This window comes from Streptomyces sp. NPDC059668 (assembly GCF_042734135.1).
Lineage (GTDB): Bacteria > Actinomycetota > Actinomycetes > Streptomycetales > Streptomycetaceae > Streptomyces.
Map to the genome: position 1 here is coordinate 130269 of NZ_JBHWEL010000002.1, position 20485 is coordinate 150753.

The following is a 20485-nucleotide window of genomic DNA, read 5'->3' on the forward strand; positions in this document are numbered from 1 at the left end:
GTGCGTCGCGCGGCGACCCCGTGTGGGCTGGTTTCTCAGCTGACTCCCACTTGCGGGAGTCCCTTGGTGCCGCGTACGGTGGCTAGGATAAGTCCGTAGGTGGGTTATTGGGGGCTTTCCTCGCGGCGGGTCGCCGGCGAGGTCGACATGCCGCCGTTCCCGGCGCGGTCGGCGGCCGGTACCGGGTCCCCCTTCTGGAAGGTCAGCCGGGTGCCGCGGGTGATGCGGTGGGCGCCGGCCGGGAGCCGGACCCGCTCGCTCCGGTAGCGCCGGCCGTCCACGGTTCCCGTCACCGTGACGGCGAGCGGGTCCGGGAGTCTCAGGTCGAGGGTGTCGTCGAAGCGGACGACCCGTTGCGCGCGGAAGGTCGCCGGTTCGTCGAAGGCGCCGCGCGGGGCGCCGTCGCCCTGCCAGGCGAGGACCAGGAAGAGCGCCGGGACCAGCAGGGCGGTGAGCTTCAGCCAGTACTGGAAGGCCTGCACGAAGGTGATGCTGCGCATGCCGCCGGCGGCGACCGTGGCGACCACGACGACGGCGACGAGCACTCCTCCGAACCAGTCGGGCGCGTCGGTCAGCACCGCCAGTGTGAGTCCCGCGCCCTGGAGCTGGGGCAGCAGGTAGAGCCAGCCGACGCCGACGACGAAGGCACCGGCGAGCCGCCGGACCGCCTGCGAGCCGAGCCGCGCCTCGGCGAAGTCGGGCAGCGTGTAGGCGCCGGAGCGGCGCAGCGGGGCCGCGACGAACAGGAGCAGCACCAGATAGCCCGCCGTGTATCCGACGGGGTACCAGAGCATGTCCGGGCCCTGGACGAGCACCAGGCCCGCGATGCCGAGGAAGGAGGCGGCGGAGAGGTACTCCCCGCTGATCGCGGCCGCGTTCAGCCGTGGGCCCACGGTGCGCGAGGCGACGTAGAAGTCGGAGGTGGTCCGGGACATCCGCAGGCCGAACGCCCCGACCAGGACGGTCGCGACGACGACGAGGGCGACGGCGGGCACCGCGTAGTTCTGGTTCACCGGGCGGGGCTCCTCGTGCCGCGACCGCCGGGACCCGTCGTCCCGCGTCCCGCGGGTCCCCTCACGCCCCGCCCCTCGACGGTCCTCGACACCACCTCAGCGGTCCTCGACCAGACGCACGAAGTCCCGTTCGTTGCGCTCCGCGCGGCGCACGTACCAGCGGGCCAGCAGGACGAGCGGCGGGTAGACGCAGAAACCGAGCACGGCCCATTCCAGGCTCGCGCCGTCCGGTATCGCGGCGAAGACCAGGGGCAGCGGTCCGACGAGGAGCACCAGGACGGCGAACACCACCAGTGCGACCCGGAGTTGACTGCGCATCAGGGAGCGGACGTAGGTGTGGCCGAGCGTGGTCTGTTCGTCGATCTCGGTCCTGGGCCGGTAGTAGGCGGACGTGCGGCGGGTGCGCCGGGGCGCTCCGGTGACGACCACCCGGCGTTCGGTCGGATCCTGCGGCACGCCGTTCCCCCTCAGCTGCTGGTCCGGCGCATCAGCAGGTCACGCAGTTCGCGCGTGTGCCGGCGGCTGACCTGGAGTTCGACGGAGTCCACGAGAACGCTCACCGTACCCGCGTCCAGGCGGAGTTCGCCTATGTGGCGCAGGGCTACCAGGTGGCGGCGGTGGATGCGGACGAAGCCGCGGGACCGCCAGCGTTCCTCAAGGGTGGACAGCGGTATGCGGACCAGATGGCTGCCCTGCGCGGTGTGCAGGCGCGCGTAGTCGCCGTGCGCCTCGACGTGGGTGATGTCCTCGACGGACACGAAGCGGGTCACCCCGCCGAGTTCGACGGAGATGTGGTCGGGGTCGGGTTCGTGCACGGGGATCAGCGGTGCGGTGCGCCGGAGTTGGTCCGCCCGGCGGACGGCCTCGGCGAGCCGCTCCCTGCGCACCGGCTTCAGTACGTAGTCGACGGCCTTGAGGTCGAAGGCCTGGACGGCGAAACCCTCGTGCGCCGTGACGAAGACGACCAGCGGCGGACGGGCGAATCCGGTGAGCAGCCGGGCCAGGTCGAGTCCGTCGAGTCCGGGCATGTGGATGTCCAGGAAGACGACGTCGATCGCCTCGGGCCCGTCGGGTCCGGAGGCGAGGGCCCGGTTGATCCGGCGCAGCGCCTCGGTCGCGTCGCTCGCGCCCTCGGCGCCGGCGACCCGGGGATCGGCGTTGAGGAGATAGAGAAGCTCCTCCAGGGACGGTTGTTCGTCGTCGACGGCGAGCACGCGCAGCATGGAAGTGGAGTGTAAGAGCGATTCGTACGCCTGGACATGTGCGGGGCATGGACGTTCTCGCTGGATACAGTGCCGCCATGAACAGCAAGCCCGGGATGTTCGACGAACTCGACCGCAAGATCATCACAGCCCTGATGGCCAATGCCCGGACGAGCTTCGCCGAGATCGGCGCGGCGATCGGCCTGTCGGCGACCGCCGTCAAGCGGCGGGTGGACCGGCTCCGGGAGACCGGTGTGATCACCGGGTTCACGGCGACGGTGAAGCCGACGGCGCTCGGCTGGCGCACCGAGGCGTACGTCGAGGTGTACTGCGAGGGCGCGGCGCCGCCCCGGCGGCTCGCGGAGGTGGTCCGCAACCATCCGGAGATCACCGCCGCCATGACGGTGACCGGGGGCGCGGACGCGCTGCTGCATGTACGTGCCACCGATGTGGACCACTTCGAGGAGGTCCTGGAGCGGATCCGCACCGAGCCGTTCATCCGGAAGACGATCAGCTACATGGTGCTGTCCCATCTGCTGCCGGAGGCCCCCGAGGCGGGCGCGACCCATGCTGCCCCGGAAGAGGCCCAGGACGCAGCAAACGTGCGCTGACCACCGTGATTGCGCAGCGATACTGCGTACACACGCAGCTCTCCTCGCTTGTCGCCCGTATCCCCCGTTTCCTACCTTTGAGGCACCCCCGTCAACACCGCAGGAAGCGGAGGAACCTCTCTGTGCCTGACAGCCGTGTGCCGCGCCCTCGGCGCTTTCTGGTCTGTGAACCCAGACACTTCGCCGTGCAGTACGCGATCAACCCCTGGATGCACCCTGACACCCGAGTGGACGTCGATCTGGCCCAAGGCCAGTGGGAGGCGCTGATCAGCGCCTATCGTGCCCATGGGCACACCGTGGACACCGTGGAGCCGGTGGCGGATCTCCCGGACATGGTGTTCGCGGCGAACTCCGCGCTCGTCCTCGCGGGCCGTGTCTTCGGTTCGCTCTTCCACGCCCCCCAGCGCCGCCCCGAGTCCAGCGCCTACGAGACCTGGTTCAAGGCCGCCGGCTTCGACGTCTACCGTCCCGAATCCGTGTGCGAGGGCGAGGGCGACCTCGTCCCGGTGGGCCGCTACCTCCTGGCGGGCACCGGCTTCCGTACGACCCCGCAGGCGCACCGCGAGGTCCAGGAGTTCTTCGGCGTCCCGGTGATCGGTCTCCAGCTGGTGGACGCGCGCTTCTACCATCTGGACACGGCCCTGTTCGTCCTGGAGGAGGGGCCGGGGGCGAACATCGCCTACTACCCGGAAGCCTTCTCGCCCGGCAGCCGCGAGGTGCTGGCACGGCTCTTCCCGGACGCGGTGATCGCGACCCGCGAGGACGCGATGACCTTCGGTCTGAACTCCGTCTCCGACGGCCGTCACGTCTTCATCTCGCCGCGTGCCGAGGCTCTCGCCGACCAGATCGCCCGGCACGGCTACGTCCCCGTCCCCGTCGACCTCTCCGAGTTCCACAAGGCCGGCGGCGGCATCAAGTGCTGCACCCAGGAGATCCGCTCATGACCGCTCCCGCCCGTACGCGTACGTCCGCCGACCTGATCCGCGCCGAGGGCCCGGTCCTCGCCCACAACTACCACCCTCTCCCCGTCGTCGTCGCCCGCGCCGAGGGCACCTGGGTCGAGGACGTCGAGGGCCGCCGCTACCTCGACATGCTGGCGGGCTACTCGGCTCTCAACTTCGGCCACCGCAACCCCGTGCTCATCGAGGCGGCGCACCGCCAGCTCGACCGGCTCACCCTGACCTCCCGCGCCTTCCACAACGACCAGCTGGCCCACTTCGCGGCCTCCCTGGCCGAGCTGACGGGCCTGGACATGGTCCTGCCGATGAACACCGGCGCCGAGGCGGTGGAGAGCGCCGTCAAGGTGGCCCGCAAGTGGGCCTACGAGGTCAAGGGCGTCGCCCCGGACCGGGCGACGATCGTCGTGGCCGCGGACAACTTCCACGGCCGTACGACCACGATCGTCAGCTTCTCCACGGACGAGTCGGCCCGCAGCGGCTTCGGCCCCTTCACCCCGGGCTTCCGGATCGTCCCGTACAACGACCTCGCGGCGCTCGAAGCGGCCGTGGACGAGACGACCGCGGCCGTGCTGATCGAGCCCATCCAGGGCGAGGCGGGCGTCGTCATCCCCGACGACGGCTATCTGACCGGTGTGCGCGAACTGACCACCCGGGCGAACTGCCTGTTCGTCGCGGACGAGATCCAGTCGGGTCTGGGGCGGACGGGCAGCACCCTCGCCGTCGACCACGAGGGCGTCGTCCCGGACATGCTGCTGCTCGGCAAGGCGCTCGGCGGCGGCATCGTGCCGGTGTCGGCGGTGGTGGCGCGCCGGGACGTCCTGGAGGTGCTGCGCCCCGGCGAGCACGGCTCCACGTTCGGCGGCAACCCGCTCGCCGCGGCGGTCGGCTCGGCGGTCGTCGAGCTGCTGGAGACGGGTGAGTTCCAGCGCCGGGCGGCCGAGCTGGGCGTGGTGCTGCGGGACGGGCTCCAGGCGCTCGTGGGCACGGGGGTGGAGGGCTTCCGCTCGCGCGGGCTGTGGGCGGGCGTCGACATCGACCCGTCCATCGGCACCGGCCGCGAGATCAGCGAGGGCCTCATGCGCGAAGGGGTCCTGGTCAAGGACACCCACGGCTCGACCATCAGGCTGGCCCCGCCGCTGACCATCACCGCGGACGAACTCCGGTCCGCTCTCGCGGCCCTGGGGAAGGTTCTGGCACAAGGGGTCTGATACCGGCCACGGGGCCACAGAGAGTGACACCCGAACGGTTACCCCCGGCGACGGGCGCGCCTACACTGATCGCTCCCCGGGGAGGACCCGGAGGAGCAGAGGAGCGCCTCAGGTGTTTTATCACGTGCTCAAACATGTGCTTCTGGGTCCGCTGTTGAGGCTGGCGTTCCGGCCTCGGATCGAGGGCCTTGAGCACATACCGTCGTCGGGGGCCGCCATCGTGGCGGGCAACCACCTGTCCTTCTCGGACCACTTCCTGCTGCCCGCGATCCTCAAGCGGCGGATCACCTTCCTCGCGAAGGCGGAGTACTTCACCGGGCCGGGCGTCAAGGGCCGTCTGACGGCGGCGTTCTTCCGCAGCGCCGGCCAGATCCCGGTGGACCGCTCGGGCAAGCAGGCGGGCCAGGCCGCGATCCGGGAGGGCGTCGGCGTACTGCGCCGGGGCGACCTGCTCGGCATCTACCCGGAGGGCACCCGCTCGCACGACGGACGCCTCTACAAGGGCAAGGTCGGCGTCGCGGTCATGGCCCTGCAGGCCCGGGTGCCGGTCGTCCCCTGCGCGATGATCGGCACCTTCGAGGCGCAGCCGCCGGGCCAGAAGATCCCCGACTTCCGCCCCGTGGTGATCCGCTTCGGCGAGCCCCTCGACTTCTCGCGCTACGCCGGCATGGAGAACGAGAAGGCCATCCTGCGCGCCGTCACCGACGAGATCATGTACGCCATCCTCACCCTCTCCGGGCAGGAGTACGTCGACCGGTACGCCGCCGACGTCAAGGCCGAGGTGGCCGCCGAGAACGCGCGCAGGTTCCCGCGGATGCCGTTGAGCTGACGGTCCGGCGCGACAGCGGGCGGCGCGGGCGGGCGGTACGGAGACGCGAAAGGGGCGGCCGGAGGACCGGCCGCCCCTTCGTGTGCGGCGTGTTACGGCGCCGGCGTGGCGTGCGGCGTGCACGTCACATCGGCCGAGTCCGTCCTGCCGGTGAGCAGGTAGGTGTCCACCCGCGTGTTGATGCACGGGTTGACCAGGCCGGTCACACCGTGCGAGCCCGCGCCCTGCTCGGTGATGAGACGGGAGCCCTTGAAACGCTTGTGCAGTTCGACCGCGCCCGGGTACGGGGTGGCGGCGTCACGCGTGGACTGCACGATCAGGACGGTCGGCAGCCCCTTGCCGGTCCTGACCTCGACCGGGTTCTGCTGCTTGACCGGCCAGGTGGCGCACGGCAGGTTCAGCCACGCGTTGGCCCACGTCATGAACGGGTAGGACTTGTCGAGCCGCGTGTTGTCCTTGTCCCACTTGTTCCAGCTGGTGGGCCACTTGGCGTCGGTGCACTCGACGGCGGTGTAGACGGCGTTGCCGTTCTCCGCGCTGATGTTGCCCGCCGTGTCGGACAGGTCCGGAGCGGCGGCGTCCACCAGCGCCTGGGTGTCACCGGCGACGTACTTGCTGAACACCGACGCGACCGGTACCCACGACGAGTCGTAGTACGGGGCGCTCTGGAAGAAGGAGATCAGCTCGGCGGGTCCGACGACCCCGCCCAGCGGGCTCTTCTTCGCGGCGGCGCGCAGCTTCAGCCACTGGTTCTGCACCTTCGCGCGGGAGTCGCCGAGGTGGAAGGCCGCGTCGTTCTTGGCGACCCAGTCCTCCCAGTCCTTCCAGCGGCCCTCGAAGGCGACATCCTGCTCCAGGTTGGCCTGGTACCAGATGTTGTCCCGCGCCGGGTTGACGACGCTGTCCACGAGCATGCGGCGGACGTGCCCTGGGAAGAGCGTGCCGTAGACGGCGCCGAGGTAGGTGCCGTACGAGACGCCCAGGTAGTTGAGCTTCTTCTCACCGAGTCCGGCGCGGATGACGTCCAGGTCGCGCGCGGTGTTCGGCGTGGTCATCTGCGCCAGCACGGCCTTGCCGCTGCGCTCGGCACAGCCGTCCGCGTACTCGGCGGCGAGCTTGCGCTGAGCGCGCTTGTCGGCCTCGGAGTCCGGGACCGGGTCGGCCTTGGGCGCCTTCACGAACTCCTGCGGGTCGATGCAGGAGATGGGTGCCGAGTGGCCGACACCGCGCGGGTCGAAGCCCACGAAGTCGTAGGCCTTCGCGGTGTTCGCCCAGATCGGGTTCTTGCCGGTGACACGAGTGGGGAAGCGCATGCCGGAGCCGCCCGGGCCGCCCGGGTTGTAGACGAGGGCGCCCTGGCGCTCCGCCTTCGTCCCGGTGTTCCCGATACGGTCGACGGCGAGCTTGATCTGCTTGCCGTTCGGGTGCGCGTAGTCCAGCGGCACGCTGACCCAGCCGCACTGGATGGGCTTCACGAAGCCCCAGTCCGCCGGGCAGTCCTGCCAGTTGATACCGGCCTTCTCGGCCCGGGCGGCGGCGATCGCCGCACCACGGGCCTCGCGGTCCTGGCCGTGGCGCGAGGCGGCGGTGGCCGACGGCGCCGCCATGGCTCCGGCTATCAGGGTCGCCGTGACGAGCGCTCCGGCCGAGCCGAGCGCTGTCACTCGTCTCGTCGGTCTCAAAGCCCTCAAGTGGGACCTCCCCGTACATCGTTGCGATTGGTACGGGGATCCTTTCTGCTGTGAGGTCCCTGAGAACAGGGGTGACCGGGCTTCTTTACTAATCCGATAAGCGGTGTACAGCACCCCGTTGAGCGGATACTCACCCGAACGACCCCAACGCCTCGTCCAGAACCCGGCGCAGCCGCAGCGCGTCCGGGGCCAGTGCGCTCACCAGAACAGCGGGTCCGACCAGCGGTTGGACGGCCGCGCACTCCCCCAAAACCCGGGCAGGCGGCATCCGCTCCTCGAACTCGGGCCGCACGACGAGCAGTTGCCCGAGGGCACGATATCCACCGAGGACGGCGGGACCGTCCCATCCACCGGGCGCGCCGGGGCCGCACGACAACTCCTGGTCCAGCAGCGTCCGTCCGCCGAGCCGCAGGGTGAGACGGCTGGTGAGCCGGCCCGGTGGCTCACCGACGCGACCGAGTACCTGCTCCTCGCGGAAGACGAGCCGCGCGCCACGCGCCAGGTCGATCCCCGAGGTGACGTGCAGATCACTCCCGTTCGCGGAGATCAACTGCTCGGGAAGCCAGTGCAGTTCACCCCCGCCCGCGACGCGCAGCCGTACGTCGTAGCGGGCCTCGCCCTTGGCCTGCCCCGGCAGCGCGATGGTCGCGGCGGCCGACCCCACGTGCAGGCGCGCCCCTTCGCCGACGGTCGCCTCCACGGCGAAACGGTCGTTGCCGAGCGGACCGCTCATCGCGCCGACGAGCATCACCCGCGCCTCGTCGCCGTGTGCCCGGGTGCGGCGCGGCGCGATCGGCCCCTCGCCGTCCAGCACGGGCAGCGAGGTGCCTCCCCGGCCGTCGGCGCGTGCCCCGATCCGTGCGGTGGCCCGTACGCCCGCCGTCGTCACGCCGTCCACGCGGCGAGCCGTTCCCGCACCCAGTCCGCGACCGCCGAGACACCGTCCTCGGTCCTCAACGACTGGAGGACGACCGGCAGTTCGCCGCGCTGCGCCTTGGCGTCCGCGGCCATCCGGCCCAGGTCGGAACCCACGTGGGGAGCGAGGTCGGTCTTGTTGACGACGAGCAGGTCGGCGGTGGTGACCCCGGGGCCGCCCTTGCGCGGGATGTCGTCGCCGCCCGCCACGTCGATCACGAAGACCTGCGCGTCGACCAGCCCCTTGGAGAAGGTGGCCGTGAGGTTGTCGCCCCCGGACTCGACCAGGATCAGGTCCAGCGGCCCGACCTCGTCCTCCAGGTCCTCCACCGCTTCGAGGTTCGCGGAGATGTCGTCCCGGATCGCGGTGTGCGGGCAGGCCCCCGTCTCGACGGCGGTGATCCGCTCGGGGGGCAGCACCGCCTCGCGCAGCAGGAACTCGGCGTCCTCGCGGGTGTAGATGTCGTTCGTCACGACCGCGAGCGACAACTCGTCGCGCAGGGCCCGGCAGAGCGCCGCGACGGTCGCGGTCTTTCCGGATCCCACGGGCCCGCCGAGCCCGATCCGCAGGGCCCTCCGTGAGCCGTCCGGACGCCGTGCGTCGGCACTCACGGCGGACGCCCCGTCGTGACCGTGACGATGGTCGAGGTGCATGATTGCGGCTCCGTTTCCCGGCCGAGACCGATTCTCCGACGTTTTCCAACTTCCAGGCGTCTATGGACCTTCCGGCGCCTTTGTACCGTCCGGCACCTTCCGACCCTCCGGCGCCTTCAGACCGTCCGGCACCTTCCGACCCTCCGGCGCCTTCAGACCGTCCGGCAACTCTGGGCCTTCCGGCACCTTCCGACCCTCCGGCGCCTTCGAACCGTCCGGCGTCTGCGAACCGTCCGGTGCCTTCGAACCGTCCGGCAACTCCCGGCCCTCCGGCTCTTCGGGCCGTCCCCTGCGCCGGCTTTCCGGCTCGGGCCCGCACATCCAGCCCGTCCAGCGTTTGAGGACGAGCCCTTCGGGCGAACGGGGGTCCGGGGGCGGAGCCCCCGGGCGGCCAGGACCACCAACGCCCACCCCGACCCCCTACGACGCGAACAACCGCACAGCCCAAGCGGCATGCGCCTCCGCACTGATCTCCAGCAGCGGAGCACCCCCCGCGGGCAACGCGTCGACCCCGTCGAGCACCACGCGCCGCGCGGCCTCGGCCGCCCGCTGGGCCACCCGGTCCAACTCCGGCGCCAGCCGGGCCAGTACCGCCGTGGCGTCGAAGGGGTCCAGGCTGAGCAACCGCACGGTCGCCGTCGCCGGCCCGCTGACACTCTCGTACGCGGAGCAGTACGCGGCGTCCTCGGGCCCGAGTCCGGCGCCCCTGGCCACCACCCCGAGCACCACGGGCTGGTGGGCTCCCTTGGGGAACTCCCCGGCAAGCGCGTCGAGTTCCTCGGACGGCCAGGCCGCCCGCGCCGCCCGCGTCAGCTGCCGCCCGAGCCGCCGCGCGGCCCCGCGCAGAGCGGGCGACGGTGTCCGCGCGTCCGCTGCCGCGTCCAGTGCCACCGGGTCGACGCCGAGCGCGGCCGCCGCGGCGAGGGCTGCCGACACCAGCCCCGTCGTGTGCAACCGCCCCCGGCAGAAGTCCTCCAGGCTCGCCGCCCCGCTGATCCGCCCGGCCTTGACGGCCGCCTCGGCCCCGCCGGAGTGGGCGTGCCCGCCGGCGGGGAAGCGGCCGTCCGCCAGGACGAGAAGTGCCGCGCGGGACATCAGAAGAGGAAGTAACGCTGGGCCATGGGCAGTTCCGCGGCCGGTGTCGCCTCGACCAGCTCGCCGTCGATGTGCACGGCGAAGCTGTCGGGATCGACGCGTACGCGCGGCCGGGCGTCGTTCTCCCGCATGTCGGCCTTGGTCACCCCCCGGGTCGAGTCGATCGCCATGAACCTCTTGCTCAGCGAGAGCCGTTCCGGCAGCCCGTCCTCGATCGCGAGCGGTGCCACGAAGTTGAACGAGTTCGCGGCGGGCGCCCGCCCGATCGCCCCGAACATCGGGCGGGGCAGAACCGGCTGCGGCGTCGGAATGGACGCGTTGGCGTCGCCCATCTGCGCGTACGCGATCTGGCCGCCCTTGATGACGAGCTGCGGCTTGACGCCGAAGAACGCGGGGTCCCACAGCACGAGGTCGGCGAGCTTGCCGGTCTCGACGGAGCCGATCTCGCGGGCGAGTCCCTGCGCGAGCGCCGGGTTGATCGTGTACTTGGCGACATAGCGACGTACGCGGTGGTTGTCCGCGCGTCCGTCGCCCGGCAGGGCCCCGCGCCGCCGCTTCATCACATGGGCCGTCTGCCAGGTCCGCAGGATGACCTCGCCGACCCGGCCCATCGCCTGCGAGTCGGAGGAGATGATGGAGATCGCGCCGAGGTCGTGCAGGATGTCCTCGGCCCCGATGGTGGACGGCCGGATACGCGACTCGGCGAAGGCCAGGTCCTCGGGAACGGCCGCGTTGAGGTGGTGGCAGACCATCAGCATGTCGAGGTGTTCCTCGGCGGTGTTGACGGTGTACGGCCGGGTCGGGTTGGTGGAACTGGGCAGCACGTGCGGCTCGGAGACCACCGTCATGATGTCCGGGGCGTGCCCGCCGCCGGCGCCCTCGGTGTGGTACGCGTGGATGCCGCGCCCACCGATCGCGGCGAGCGTGTCGCCGACGAACCCCGCCTCGTTCAGCGTGTCCGTGTGGATGGCGACCTGGATGCCGGTGCGGTCGGCGACGGTCAGCGCGGCGTCGATGACGGCGGGCGTGGACCCCCAGTCCTCGTGCAGCTTCAGTCCGAGCGCGCCGCCGCGGATCTGCGACAGCATCGCGTCGTGCGAGACGGTGTTGCCCTTGCCGAGCAGTCCGAAGTTGAGGGGATACCCCTCCATCGACTCCAGCATCCGGGCCAGATGCCAGGGGCCGGGCGTGACGGTGGTGGCCTTGGAACCCTCGGCGGGGCCGGTGCCGCCGCCCACCAGGGTCGTGATGCCGGAGGCGAGTGCCTCGTCGGCGATCTGGGGGCAGATCAGGTGGACGTGCGCGTCGATGGCGCCCGCCGTGACGATCCGTCCGTTGCCCGCGATGATCTCGGTCTCCGGACCGATGACGAGGTCGGGGTGGACACCGTCCATGGTGTCGGGGTTCCCGGCCTTGCCGATGCCCGTGATCCGGCCGTCGCGGATGCCCAGGTCGGCCTTGACGATCCCCCAGTGGTCGATGATCACCGCGCCCGTGACGACCGTGTCCGGAGTGCCTTCCGCGCGCGTGGCGCGTGACTGGCCCATGGACTCCCGGATGACCTTGCCGCCGCCGAACACGGCCTCGTCACCGGCGCGCCCGGGGCCGCCGGAGCGGTCCTCCTCGATCTCGACGAGCAGGTCGGTGTCGGCGAGCCGGATACGGTCGCCGGTGGTGGGGCCGAACAGGTCGGCGTACGCGCCGCGCGACAGCTCAGGCATCGAGGGCACCTCCGGTCTCACCGCGCAGGCCGGGCACGACACGGGCACCGGCGAGCGGTACGAGTTCGACGTCGACCGGGATCCCGGGTTCGAAGCGCACGGCGGTGCCGGCGGCGACGTTGAGCCGCTTGCCGCGCGCGCCGGCGCGGTCGAACTCCAGGCCGGGGTTGGCCTCGGCGAAGTGGTAGTGGGAACCGACCTGGACGGGCCGGTCGGCGGCGTTGAGGACGGTCAGCCGGGTGACCTCGCGGCCTTCGTTGAAGGCGACCGGCCCCTCGGCGAACAGGATCTCTCCGGGAATCACGGTGCTCGCTCCCCCTCAGACGATCGGGTCGTGGACGGTGACGAGTTTGGTGCCGTCCGGGAAGGTCGCCTCGACCTGGACGTCGTGGATCATCTCGGGGATGCCCTCCATGACGTCGTCGCGGGTGAGGATCTTGCGCCCGGAGGACATCAGTTCGGCCACGGTGCGGCCGTCCCGTGCGCCTTCGAGGATGTGCGACGTGATGAGGGCGATGGCCTCGGGGTGATTCAGTCTCAGTCCGCGGGCCCGGCGCTTCTCGGCCACGTCGGCGGCCACGTGGATCAGCAGCCTCTCTTGCTCGTGCGGGGTCAGTTGCACGACGTCCCACCTCACAGTCCTCGCTCCGGACCGTGCGGGGTCCGGTGGCCGCAGCCACCAAAACCCCTGGTGGCATGGATGCGCACGCTAGTTGGCCGTCGTTTCGTGGACGTTAACCGGCCTTTGGTCCCCACCGGGCGGCGTGACGGGTGGCCGCGGGCCCGGCCGACGGCCCGGTGCCCGGTGGACCTCGACGATCTTCACTCGGACCGCGCGCACCTCGGCGGAGCGGCGCGCCGGGTCACGGCGGGCGCGCGGGCCGCTGGGCACTCCGGCCCGCCCCGCGGAGAGCGGCCGGCCGCCTCGGGGCCGACGTGGGCCGCCCCGGACGTCCTCCGGACCCGGACCGTATACGGCGCGCCCTTGGGCCCGCGCGGGTCGACACCGCACGCGGCACATCCTGCACGGGACAAGGGGCGCGGAAGTCGGCACACGGAACCACGACCGTCGGGCGGCGTGCCTCTCCGATCGCCCTTCCGCTACGAGACGTTGGGCCCCTGGTGCTCCGCGGCGATACCGAAGCGCTGGCGCTCCCGGGGCGCGGAGGTGACCTCGCGGACGCTGGAGAGGGAACTGACAACCTGCTCCTCGGCGGACTCCCGGAGCTCTTCGAGCCGCTCCAGGTCGGCGGCGGAGACGAGGGCGACGAGAGGCTTCCCGTGGCGCGTCACGACGACACGCTCGCCCCCGTACACCACCCGGTTGATCAGATCGGCGAGCTCAGCCCTGGCTTGCGTCACCGGAATCTCGTAGGCCATGCCCACCAGCTTAGACCGGACCCCTGACGCTCTCCCGAAACGGACGAGTCCCGCCTGCTCGGCCGGGAGCGACGGCACCCTCCGCCGCGGGGCGATGCCCCCGCGTCCGGCCCGCAGCGCCCGCGTCGTCCCCTCGGAGCAACCCGCTCCCCTCCTGCTGTCCCTGCTGTCCCCCTTTCCGCGCGCTCCCCTTCTCCGGGCCCCCCGTCTCACATGGAGTTCTTCGCTGTCGGCCGATTCCCTGGGAACGGGATCTGTACGTCCTGTACGTTTTTCACAGAGGTGGCTCACAGGGGAGTCGCCCGGAGGAGGCGCCAGTCATGTACGAACCGTCCGCCCGTCATGTCCTGCCCGAGTTCACCGAGCGCACGACCGCGGGACACCGGACCCTCGACCCGTACTCCAAGCTGCTCGACGAGCGCATCGTGTTCCTCGGGACGACGATCGACGACACGTCGGCGAACGACGTGACGGCCCAGTTCATGCACCTCGAACACCAGGCCCCCGAGCGGGACATCGCGCTCTACGTCAACTCCCCCGGCGGCTCGTTCAGCGCGATGACGGCCATCTACGACACGATGCGGTTCGTCACCTGCGACGTGGAGACCGTGTGCCTGGGGCAGGCCGCTTCGGTCGCCGCCGTCCTGCTGGCCGGCGGCACCCCGGGCAAGCGATTCGCCCTGCCGGGAGCCCGGGTGTCGATCCGTCAGCCCTCGCTGCCCGGCCCGATCGAGGGCCAGGTCGGCGATCTGGCCCTCCAGGCAGCGGAGTTGACGCGCACCCGGAAGCTGCTGGAGGACATGCTCGTACGGCATACGGGGCAAAATCCCGAACAAGTCGCCGCCGACATCGAGCGGGACACGATTCTGGACGCGCAGGCCGCGCTGGCGTACGGACTGGTGGACGGGATCATCCCGAGCCGCAAGAACTCGCGCACCACGCCCGGTGCGGGGAACGCCACACCCGACGCGAGGTGATCCGCCGATGGTGCCCGAACTGCCCCCACTGCCCGCACTGACGCACGCCGAGGCCGAGCTGATTGACCGTTACCTCGACGTGGTCGACCTGGTCGGCCGCATCAACCCGGCCCACCCGGGAGACACCTATCGCGGGCTGCGCGCCGCCCAGGCACTCGTCGGCAAGGCGACCGCGCTGCGTGACGCCCTGGCCCTGATGCACCAGCGGGGCGAGAGCGAGGTGCACGCACCGACCCTCGCACAGGCCCTGCGCGTCCTCGACGGGGAGCGGCGGGCCGCCCGCGTCACCCTGCCGCCCGACTCCGGCAGTTGACGCCCCCGAACCCCGGGCCGTCGCTCGCTCCGTTCCGCCGAGCGACCGGCCCGGGTTTCAAACGGACCAGTCGGCGTACCCCCCAACGGCGTAGACGCGCGTCCTTTCGGGTGGCCCCGGAAGTTGCGCAACACGCGTGGCCAAAGGGCTGAACGGGACGCTCCGTTGCTGGTAAGAGCGTTGCCGGTGTCCCCAACACCCCTCGAACAGAGGAGTGTCCACCCGAACGGGTGAGTGGTGAGTAACCCCACAAATCATCGGTTCCGCTCGGATTTTCCGACATCCATGCGTGAAGATCCCTTCCGACGACAAGCCCCCGCCACACCGGCGGGGCGGTCCGGGCGGACGCCGAGTCCTGCCGCCGCCCGGATGACCGGTCGACAGATGTGCATCGGCAGGAGTGGAGGACCCAGCAAGACGGGCCGCCGGAGAGATCCGGGCGGTCCTTGGGGTGAAGCCGCGTAAGCGGCCGGGCTACTTCGCCAGCCCGAATCCGACAGGTCATCCTTCACAGGCGGTTGACGAAGGGTTGCGCATGACTGCGCTCAATCGTGTCCCGTCGCTGCTGACCCGGGCCGGTACGGCCTCGGCTCTGACCATCGCCGCCGTGGGCGGCAGCCTGGTGGTCCCGGGCGTCGCGTCCGACGCCGAGGCGGCCACGCCGGCGACGAGGGCACTCCAGGTCGCGGCATCCAAGAAGGGGGCCCCGTACAAGTACGGCGCCACCGGGCCGCGCCGCTTCGACTGCTCCGGGCTCACGCTGTACTCGTACAAGAAGGCGGGCAAGAAGCTGCCTCGTACGGCCGCGGGGCAGTACAACAAGAGCCACCACATCTCCGCCTCGCACCGCAAGGCCGGTGACCTCGTGTTCTTCCACTCGGGCCGGAACGTGTACCACGTCGGCATCTACGCCGGGAAGGGAAAGATCTGGCACTCCCCGAAGACCGGGGAAGTCGTGAAGCTCCAGAAGATCTGGACGAAGAGCGTCTGGTACGGCCGGGTCAGCTGACCTGTCCGGGGGGAGCGGCGGCGCCGGGCCGCCGCCCCCCAGGGCAGGAGCCCCGGGGTCCCTCAGGCCGTCAGGGGCTCCAGGAGGAGCACCACGCCCAGCACCGTGAGCGCGCTCCCGGTGAACGCCTCCACGGCGCGGGCGGCGCGCGGCCCGCGCAGCCATCGGCCGAGCCGGTCGACCAGCAGGGCGACCGCCGGGAACCACACCAGGGCGAGGGCCACCACGATCAGGGCCAGCACCAGGGTGCGGGGCATCGCGGGGCTGCCCGCGGGCACGAACTGCGGCAGCAGGCTCAGGAAGGTGATCGGTGCCTTCGGGTTGAGCGCGTTGGTGACGAAGCCCTGCCGCAGCGGACGGCTCCCGTCCCGCGGCACGCCGGGAATCGGATCACCGGGAATCGGATCACCGGACAGCGGCCCGCCGGACACCGCCGAGCGCCCCCGCTCCCGCGCTCCGGCCCGGTCCGGCCGACCGTCCGGCCCCGGGTCCCGCTCTCGCCGTCGCAGGCCGCCCAGGGTCCGTACCCCGAGGTACAGGACGTAGCCGCCGCCGAGGAGCTGAAGCATCCGGAACAGCGCGGGCACGGCCGTGAGGACGGCGGCGACTCCGGCGACGGCCAGCGCCGTGTGCAGGAGCAGCCCGCCCGCGACCCCGAGCGCGCACGCCACCCCGGCCCGGCGCGAGACGAGGGCGTTGCGTACGACGACGGTGAAGTCCGCACCGGGCATGGCGACCATCCCCGCGGCCACTCCGGTGAAGGCGATGAGCTGTGCGTCCATGGCCCCCAGGCTGCCCGGCCCGGGCCTTCAGCAGGTATGTCGAATATCCTGGGTCCGTCTTAAGCAATCCTTTGGACCCGGCCCCGCCGCGGGGTCCCCGGACCCGGGAGCCGTCCGATGTACGACCCGACACGGCTGGCGGCCCTGGTGGCGGTGGCCGAGGCGGGATCCATCACCCGGGCGGCCGAACGCCTCGGTTACAGCCCGCCCGCCCTCTCCCAGCAGCTCGCCAAGCTCGAACGGGAGGCGGGCGCGCTCCTGCTGGTCCGCTCCCATCGCGGGACGCGGCTCACGGACGCCGGCGAGCTGCTCGTGGCGCGGGCGCGGCGGGTGCTCGACGAGATGGAGCGGGCCCGGCACGAACTGGCCCGGCTGACCGGCCTGTCGGGCGGCACCCTGCGGCTCGGCACCTTCCAGACGGCGGGCATCCATCTGCTGCCACCGGTGCTCAGCGCCTTTCGCCGGGCCCACCCCGACGTGGAACTCACGGTCGCGAACTACGAGCCCCCGGACGGTGTCGCGGCGGTCGCGGCCGGCGAGGTCGACCTCGCGCTGACGCACACCTACGAGCCCGCGGACCCGGTGCCCCTCCCCTCGTCGGTGCGTGCGGAGCCGGTACTGGTCGAGGAACTGGTGCTCGTGACCGCCCCGGGACACGTCCTCGCGGACGGTGCGGCCCGGCTGCCGCTCTCCGGACTCGCCGGCCAGCCGCTGATCAGCATGGCCCCGGACCATCCGCCGCGGCAGGGCGTGGAGGCCGCGCTGGCCCGGGTCGGGGCCACCCCGGCGGTACGGGTCGAGAGCCCCGGATACGCCCTGGTGTGCGCGCTGGTCAGCGCGGGGCTCGGGGTCGCGGTGGTGCCGGAGATGGTGGCCAGGACGGCGGCCACCCCGGTGGGGCTGCGGCTGCTGGAACCGGGAGATCTGCGCCGTACGATCTCCGTCGTCCACCGGACCGACCGGCAGGCACCCGCGGCCGAGGCCTTCCGGGCCCTGCTGCGCGGTGTGTTCGGGCGTGCCACGCGGTAGGGGCGCCCGGCGGGGCACGGCAAATGATCGTTTCCTCAGGGCTCTTGCGGACCACCGGCCACCACCGGCTCGGCCCGCACCGTCCACGGCAACTCGATGGAGACCGTCTTGCCGCCCTCCCGGGTGGGGCGCACGAGGACCCTGCCGCCGCACTCGGCGGTCAGCCAGCGGATGATCACCATCCCGCGGCCGTTGTCCTGCTGGACGGCGGCGGGCAGACGTTTCGGGAAGCGCGGATGGCTGTCGGTGACGCCGATGCGCAGCTGTTCGTCCCGCTCCAGCCGGACGTCCACCGTGAAGGTGGGCGACTGGCCCAAGGTGTGCTGGACGGCGTTGGTGGCTAGTTCGGACACGATCAGGCGTACGGTGTCCGCGACTTCGGCGTCGCACGGCAGGCCCCATTCGGCGAGCACGTCGATGACGAAATTCCGGGCCGCGGAGACCGAGGCGGGATCGCTCGGCAGAGTGACGGATGCTTCCTGGTGGTCTGCCATGACGACGTCGTCCCTTTCCCACGGGACCGGAGTCCGACACGGAGCGGATGGTTCGAGTACGGTCCCGGACTGGTGCTTCGCGCCAGACTGCCATCACTGGGCCGGTCACGGGCGCGATCCACCGAGATATGCATATATCTGTCGCTCGAAGCGGTGAACTCTGCGACGGCAGACCGTATTTGGGCGGCTCGGAAGGAGTAAGGAGTACGGCCATGCAGCACGGTCCCGCGGTACGCCGCCGCAAACTCGGTGCCGAACTGCGCGCGCTGCGCGCCGGTGCGAACCTCACCAGCGGTGAGGCGGCCCGTCTCGTCGGCTGGCACCAGTCGAAGGTGAGCCGGATCGAGACGGGTATCAGCGGGGTGAAACCGGCCGACGTGGAGCGGCTTCTGGACGCGTACGGCGTCGGGGAGCCCGGGTTACGGGAGCTCCTGCTCGGACTGGCCGGATCCGAGGGCAACGGGCGCCACCACTGGTGGCACGCCTACCGGGGCGTCCTGCCGCCCGCCTACCGGGACTTCATCAGTCTGGAGTCCCAGGCCAGCGGTATGCGCACGCTGGAGACGTCCGTGGTGCCGGGGCTGCTCCAGATCCCCGAGTACGCCCGGGCGGTGACGCGGGCGGCCGTGGGCGGACTCGAGGACGACAAGCTGGACGCGCTCGTCGAGGTGCGCCTCGCCCGGCAGGACGTGCTGCGTTCGCATCCGCCGCTGGAGCTGACCGCGGTCCTGGACGAGGCCGTGTTGCGCCGCGAGGTCGGCGGACCCGAGGTCATGGCACGGCAGCTGGCCCGGCTCCGGGAAGCCGCCGTCCTTCCGCAAGTGCGCCTTCAGGTATTGCCGTTCGCCGCGGGGGCGCACGCCGGAGTGACCGGGCCTTTCGTTATTTTCTCCTTTCCGAACACTACTGATCTGGACGTGGTTGTTCTCGACCACTTGACGAGTAGCCTCTACCTCGAGCGGAAAGAAGACCTTCAGGCCTACACCGAAGCCTTCAACACCCTTCGGTCCCACGCCCTTTCACCCGAGGATTCGTTGGACTACATCGCCGGGATAGGTGACGGCGCGTAAGGAGGCACCCCCATGACCGCACTGCCTCGGTACGTACCCCTCAGTACTTCCCTACGTGAGGTGCGCTGGCTGCGCAGCAGCCGCAGCACCGGAATGAACAACTGCGTCGAGACCGCACGACCGGGCCCCGGGCCCTGGGCGGGACTCGTCGCCGTGCGCGACTCCAAGAACAAGGCGGGCCCCGCCCTGCTGTTCACCCCTGCCAGTTGGGAGGGGTTCATCGCCGGACTGCACTGACCGCCGCCTCGTTCACCGGTTCCGGGAGATCACCCGTACGGCCTGCTCGATCTGGGCGTCGGTGAGATCCGCGCGGGCGGTCAGCCGCAGCCGGGAGATGCCGTCGGGCACGGACGGGGGGCGGAAGCAGCCGACGGCGAGCCCCGCCTCCCGGCAGTCCGCCGCCCACCGCACGGCCCGCTCGGGGGACGGCGCGCGCACCGAGACCACGGCCGCGTCCGGCCGTACGGCCTCCAGTCCCTCGGCGGTCAGCCGGGTGTGCAGCGCCGTCGCCACGGCACGGGCCCGGTCGGCGCGCGCCGGCTCGCGGCGCAGCAGCCTGAGCGCCGCGAGGGCCGCGCCCGCCGCCGCCGGTGCCAGACCGGTGTCGAAGATGAAGGTGCGCGCCGCGTTGACCAGGTGGTCGATGACCGGTGCGGGCCCGAGGACGGCGCCGCCCTGGCTGCCGAACGACTTGGAGAGGGTGACGGTCACGACGACGTCCGCGGCGCCGGCGAGCCCCGCGGCGTGCGCGGCGCCCCGGCCGCCCCTGCCCAGCACCCCGAGTCCGTGCGCGTCGTCGACGAGCAGCGCCGCGCCGTGCGCGCGGCAGGCGTCGGCGAGTCCGGCCAGGGGTGCCGCGTCACCGTCCACCGAGAAGACCGTGTCGGAGACGACGACAGCGGGCCCCTCGTGCGTCGCGAGCGCCTTGCGCACGGCGTCGGGGTCGGCGTGCGCGACGACCTGGGTGGCGCCGCGGGCGAGCCGGCAGCCGTCGATGAGCGAGGCGTGGTTGCCCGCGTCCGAGACGACGAGCGAGCCGTGCGGCGCGAGTGCGGTGACCGCGGCGAGGTTGGCCGCGTACCCCGAGGAGAAGACGAGCGCGGCCTCGAAGCCGCAGAAGTCGGCGAGCTCGCGTTCGAGTTCGGCGTGAAGTCCGGTAGTGCCGGACACGAGCCGCGATCCGGTGGCGCCCGCTCCCCAGCGGTGCGCGGCGTCCGCCGCGGCGGCCGTGATCTCGGGGTGGCGGGCGAGACCGAGATAGTCGTTGCTCGCCAGATCGAGCAGGGCCGAGTCGGCGGCGCGCGGGCGCAGGGTGCGGACGAGTCCGGCCCGTCGGCGCTGGTGCGCCTGCTCGTCGATCCATGCGAACGGCGATCCGGCCATGCTGGTGCCTCCGGGCCCTGGGGGTGGTGGTTTTGTAGGCAGTGCACAGACCCTAGCGGGACGGCCCGGCACCCAGGATGTGGCAATACCCACACGTCGAACCGAGTCTGTTGTGCGATCTCTCCTTGGCCGCACCCGCTCGGATACGTC

The 20485-nt window shown here is 71.5% G+C and carries 23 protein-coding genes, 1 pseudogene and 1 riboswitch; of the genes and pseudogenes, 10 read left to right on the plus strand and 14 right to left on the minus strand.

Annotation, left to right across the window (positions count from 1 at the left end):
* Positions 1 to 116 precede the first annotated feature (116 nt).
* The 3 genes and pseudogenes from ACFV2J_RS03035 to ACFV2J_RS03045 form a co-directional block, all read right to left on the minus strand.
* A pseudogene (locus ACFV2J_RS03035) lies at positions 117 to 1013 on the minus strand (cation acetate symporter); the annotation flags it as partial.
* A 96-nt stretch (positions 1014 to 1109) separates the two neighbouring features.
* Entirely contained in the window at positions 1110 to 1469 is a 360-nt protein-coding gene (locus ACFV2J_RS03040; protein ID WP_385094291.1) for a hypothetical protein, read from the minus strand.
* An 11-nt stretch (positions 1470 to 1480) separates the two neighbouring features.
* Entirely contained in the window at positions 1481 to 2236 is a 756-nt protein-coding gene (locus ACFV2J_RS03045; RefSeq protein WP_385094294.1) for a LytR/AlgR family response regulator transcription factor, read from the minus strand.
* 77 nt (positions 2237 to 2313) lie between these two features.
* Here ACFV2J_RS03045 and ACFV2J_RS03050 point away from each other — a divergent pair, with 77 nt between their 5' ends.
* From ACFV2J_RS03050 to ACFV2J_RS03065, 4 genes are all read left to right on the plus strand, one after another.
* On the plus strand, positions 2314 to 2826 hold the full coding sequence (locus ACFV2J_RS03050) for an Lrp/AsnC family transcriptional regulator (RefSeq protein WP_385094297.1): 513 nt from the start codon (positions 2314 to 2316) through the stop codon (positions 2824 to 2826).
* Between the two features lie 122 nt (positions 2827 to 2948).
* On the plus strand, positions 2949 to 3770 hold the full coding sequence (ddaH, locus tag ACFV2J_RS03055; protein ID WP_385094300.1) for a dimethylargininase: 822 nt from the start codon (positions 2949 to 2951) through the stop codon (positions 3768 to 3770).
* Positions 3767 to 4993, plus strand: a complete 1227-nt coding sequence (gene rocD, locus ACFV2J_RS03060) for an ornithine--oxo-acid transaminase (protein ID WP_385094302.1) — start codon at positions 3767 to 3769, stop codon at positions 4991 to 4993. The genes ddaH and rocD overlap by 4 nt, the downstream gene beginning before the upstream one ends.
* A gap of 112 nt (positions 4994 to 5105) precedes the next feature.
* The gene (locus ACFV2J_RS03065; RefSeq protein WP_385094305.1) at positions 5106 to 5822 is read left to right on the plus strand and encodes a lysophospholipid acyltransferase family protein; all 717 of its coding nucleotides are present in this window, start codon (positions 5106 to 5108) and stop codon (positions 5820 to 5822) included.
* 92 nt (positions 5823 to 5914) lie between these two features.
* Here the strand turns inward: ACFV2J_RS03065 and ACFV2J_RS03070 are convergent, their stop codons facing one another.
* From ACFV2J_RS03070 to ACFV2J_RS03105, 8 genes are all read right to left on the minus strand, one after another.
* Positions 5915 to 7513, minus strand: a complete 1599-nt coding sequence (locus ACFV2J_RS03070; protein WP_385437108.1) for an alpha/beta hydrolase — start codon at positions 7511 to 7513, stop codon at positions 5915 to 5917.
* Between the two features lie 130 nt (positions 7514 to 7643).
* Positions 7644 to 8402 (minus strand): urease accessory protein UreD, encoded by a 759-nt coding sequence (locus ACFV2J_RS03075; RefSeq protein WP_385437181.1) that lies wholly within the window; start codon positions 8400 to 8402, stop codon positions 7644 to 7646.
* Positions 8399 to 9082, minus strand: a complete 684-nt coding sequence (ureG, locus tag ACFV2J_RS03080; RefSeq protein WP_385098489.1) for an urease accessory protein UreG — start codon at positions 9080 to 9082, stop codon at positions 8399 to 8401. Before ureG ends, ACFV2J_RS03075 begins: the two co-directional genes overlap by 4 nt.
* Before the next feature lie 420 nt (positions 9083 to 9502).
* Positions 9503 to 10177, minus strand: a complete 675-nt coding sequence (locus tag ACFV2J_RS03085) for an urease accessory protein UreF (protein WP_385437111.1) — start codon at positions 10175 to 10177, stop codon at positions 9503 to 9505.
* Complete coding sequence (locus tag ACFV2J_RS03090) at positions 10177 to 11898, minus strand: urease subunit alpha (RefSeq protein ID WP_385437113.1); 1722 nt, start codon at positions 11896 to 11898, stop codon at positions 10177 to 10179. Before ACFV2J_RS03090 ends, ACFV2J_RS03085 begins: the two co-directional genes overlap by 1 nt.
* Complete coding sequence (locus ACFV2J_RS03095; RefSeq protein ID WP_385094927.1) at positions 11891 to 12202, minus strand: urease subunit beta; 312 nt, start codon at positions 12200 to 12202, stop codon at positions 11891 to 11893. Before ACFV2J_RS03095 ends, ACFV2J_RS03090 begins: the two co-directional genes overlap by 8 nt.
* Before the next feature lie 15 nt (positions 12203 to 12217).
* Positions 12218 to 12520 carry an urease subunit gamma gene (locus tag ACFV2J_RS03100; protein WP_385094923.1) on the minus strand — a complete coding sequence of 101 codons (303 nt, stop codon included), beginning with the start codon at positions 12518 to 12520 and terminating at the stop codon, positions 12218 to 12220.
* A 479-nt stretch (positions 12521 to 12999) separates the two neighbouring features.
* The gene (locus tag ACFV2J_RS03105) at positions 13000 to 13278 is read right to left on the minus strand and encodes a type II toxin-antitoxin system Phd/YefM family antitoxin (protein WP_356801480.1); all 279 of its coding nucleotides are present in this window, start codon (positions 13276 to 13278) and stop codon (positions 13000 to 13002) included.
* Positions 13279 to 13598: 320 nt separating this feature from the next.
* On the opposite strand from ACFV2J_RS03105, the gene ACFV2J_RS03110 reads away from it, so the two are divergent.
* The 3 genes from ACFV2J_RS03110 to ACFV2J_RS03120 all read left to right on the plus strand — a co-directional run bounded on the left by ACFV2J_RS03110 (position 13599) and on the right by ACFV2J_RS03120 (position 15577).
* The gene (locus ACFV2J_RS03110) at positions 13599 to 14255 is read left to right on the plus strand and encodes an ATP-dependent Clp protease proteolytic subunit (protein ID WP_385437116.1); all 657 of its coding nucleotides are present in this window, start codon (positions 13599 to 13601) and stop codon (positions 14253 to 14255) included.
* A 7-nt stretch (positions 14256 to 14262) separates the two neighbouring features.
* A complete protein-coding gene (locus ACFV2J_RS03115) occupies positions 14263 to 14568 on the plus strand; it encodes a hypothetical protein (RefSeq protein WP_385094913.1) in 306 nt (101 codons plus the stop codon).
* Positions 14569 to 14914: 346 nt separating this feature from the next.
* Positions 14915 to 15100, plus strand: a riboswitch (cyclic di-AMP (ydaO/yuaA leader).
* A 3-nt stretch (positions 15101 to 15103) separates the two neighbouring features.
* Positions 15104 to 15577 (plus strand): C40 family peptidase, encoded by a 474-nt coding sequence (locus tag ACFV2J_RS03120; RefSeq protein ID WP_385094910.1) that lies wholly within the window; start codon positions 15104 to 15106, stop codon positions 15575 to 15577.
* A gap of 62 nt (positions 15578 to 15639) precedes the next feature.
* Here the strand turns inward: ACFV2J_RS03120 and ACFV2J_RS03125 are convergent, their stop codons facing one another.
* Positions 15640 to 16359 (minus strand): LysE family translocator, encoded by a 720-nt coding sequence (locus tag ACFV2J_RS03125; RefSeq protein WP_385096875.1) that lies wholly within the window; start codon positions 16357 to 16359, stop codon positions 15640 to 15642.
* Between the two features lie 117 nt (positions 16360 to 16476).
* Between ACFV2J_RS03125 and ACFV2J_RS03130 the strand changes: the two genes are divergently transcribed.
* Positions 16477 to 17388: a LysR family transcriptional regulator gene (locus ACFV2J_RS03130; RefSeq protein ID WP_385096872.1), complete on the plus strand. Its 912-nt coding sequence runs from the start codon at positions 16477 to 16479 to the stop codon at positions 17386 to 17388.
* A 35-nt stretch (positions 17389 to 17423) separates the two neighbouring features.
* Here ACFV2J_RS03130 and ACFV2J_RS03135 read toward each other — a convergent pair whose 3' ends face one another.
* Positions 17424 to 17882: an ATP-binding protein gene (locus ACFV2J_RS03135; RefSeq protein WP_385096869.1), complete on the minus strand. Its 459-nt coding sequence runs from the start codon at positions 17880 to 17882 to the stop codon at positions 17424 to 17426.
* 212 nt (positions 17883 to 18094) lie between these two features.
* On the opposite strand from ACFV2J_RS03135, the gene ACFV2J_RS03140 reads away from it, so the two are divergent.
* On the plus strand, positions 18095 to 18952 hold the full coding sequence (locus tag ACFV2J_RS03140) for a helix-turn-helix domain-containing protein (RefSeq protein WP_385096866.1): 858 nt from the start codon (positions 18095 to 18097) through the stop codon (positions 18950 to 18952).
* Between the two features lie 12 nt (positions 18953 to 18964).
* The gene (locus tag ACFV2J_RS03145) at positions 18965 to 19189 is read left to right on the plus strand and encodes a DUF397 domain-containing protein (protein WP_385096863.1); all 225 of its coding nucleotides are present in this window, start codon (positions 18965 to 18967) and stop codon (positions 19187 to 19189) included.
* A gap of 12 nt (positions 19190 to 19201) precedes the next feature.
* On the opposite strand, the gene ACFV2J_RS03150 is transcribed toward ACFV2J_RS03145, so the two are convergent.
* Positions 19202 to 20335, minus strand: a complete 1134-nt coding sequence (locus ACFV2J_RS03150) for an 8-amino-7-oxononanoate synthase (protein WP_385437120.1) — start codon at positions 20333 to 20335, stop codon at positions 19202 to 19204.
* Positions 20336 to 20485: the final 150 nt, after the last annotated feature.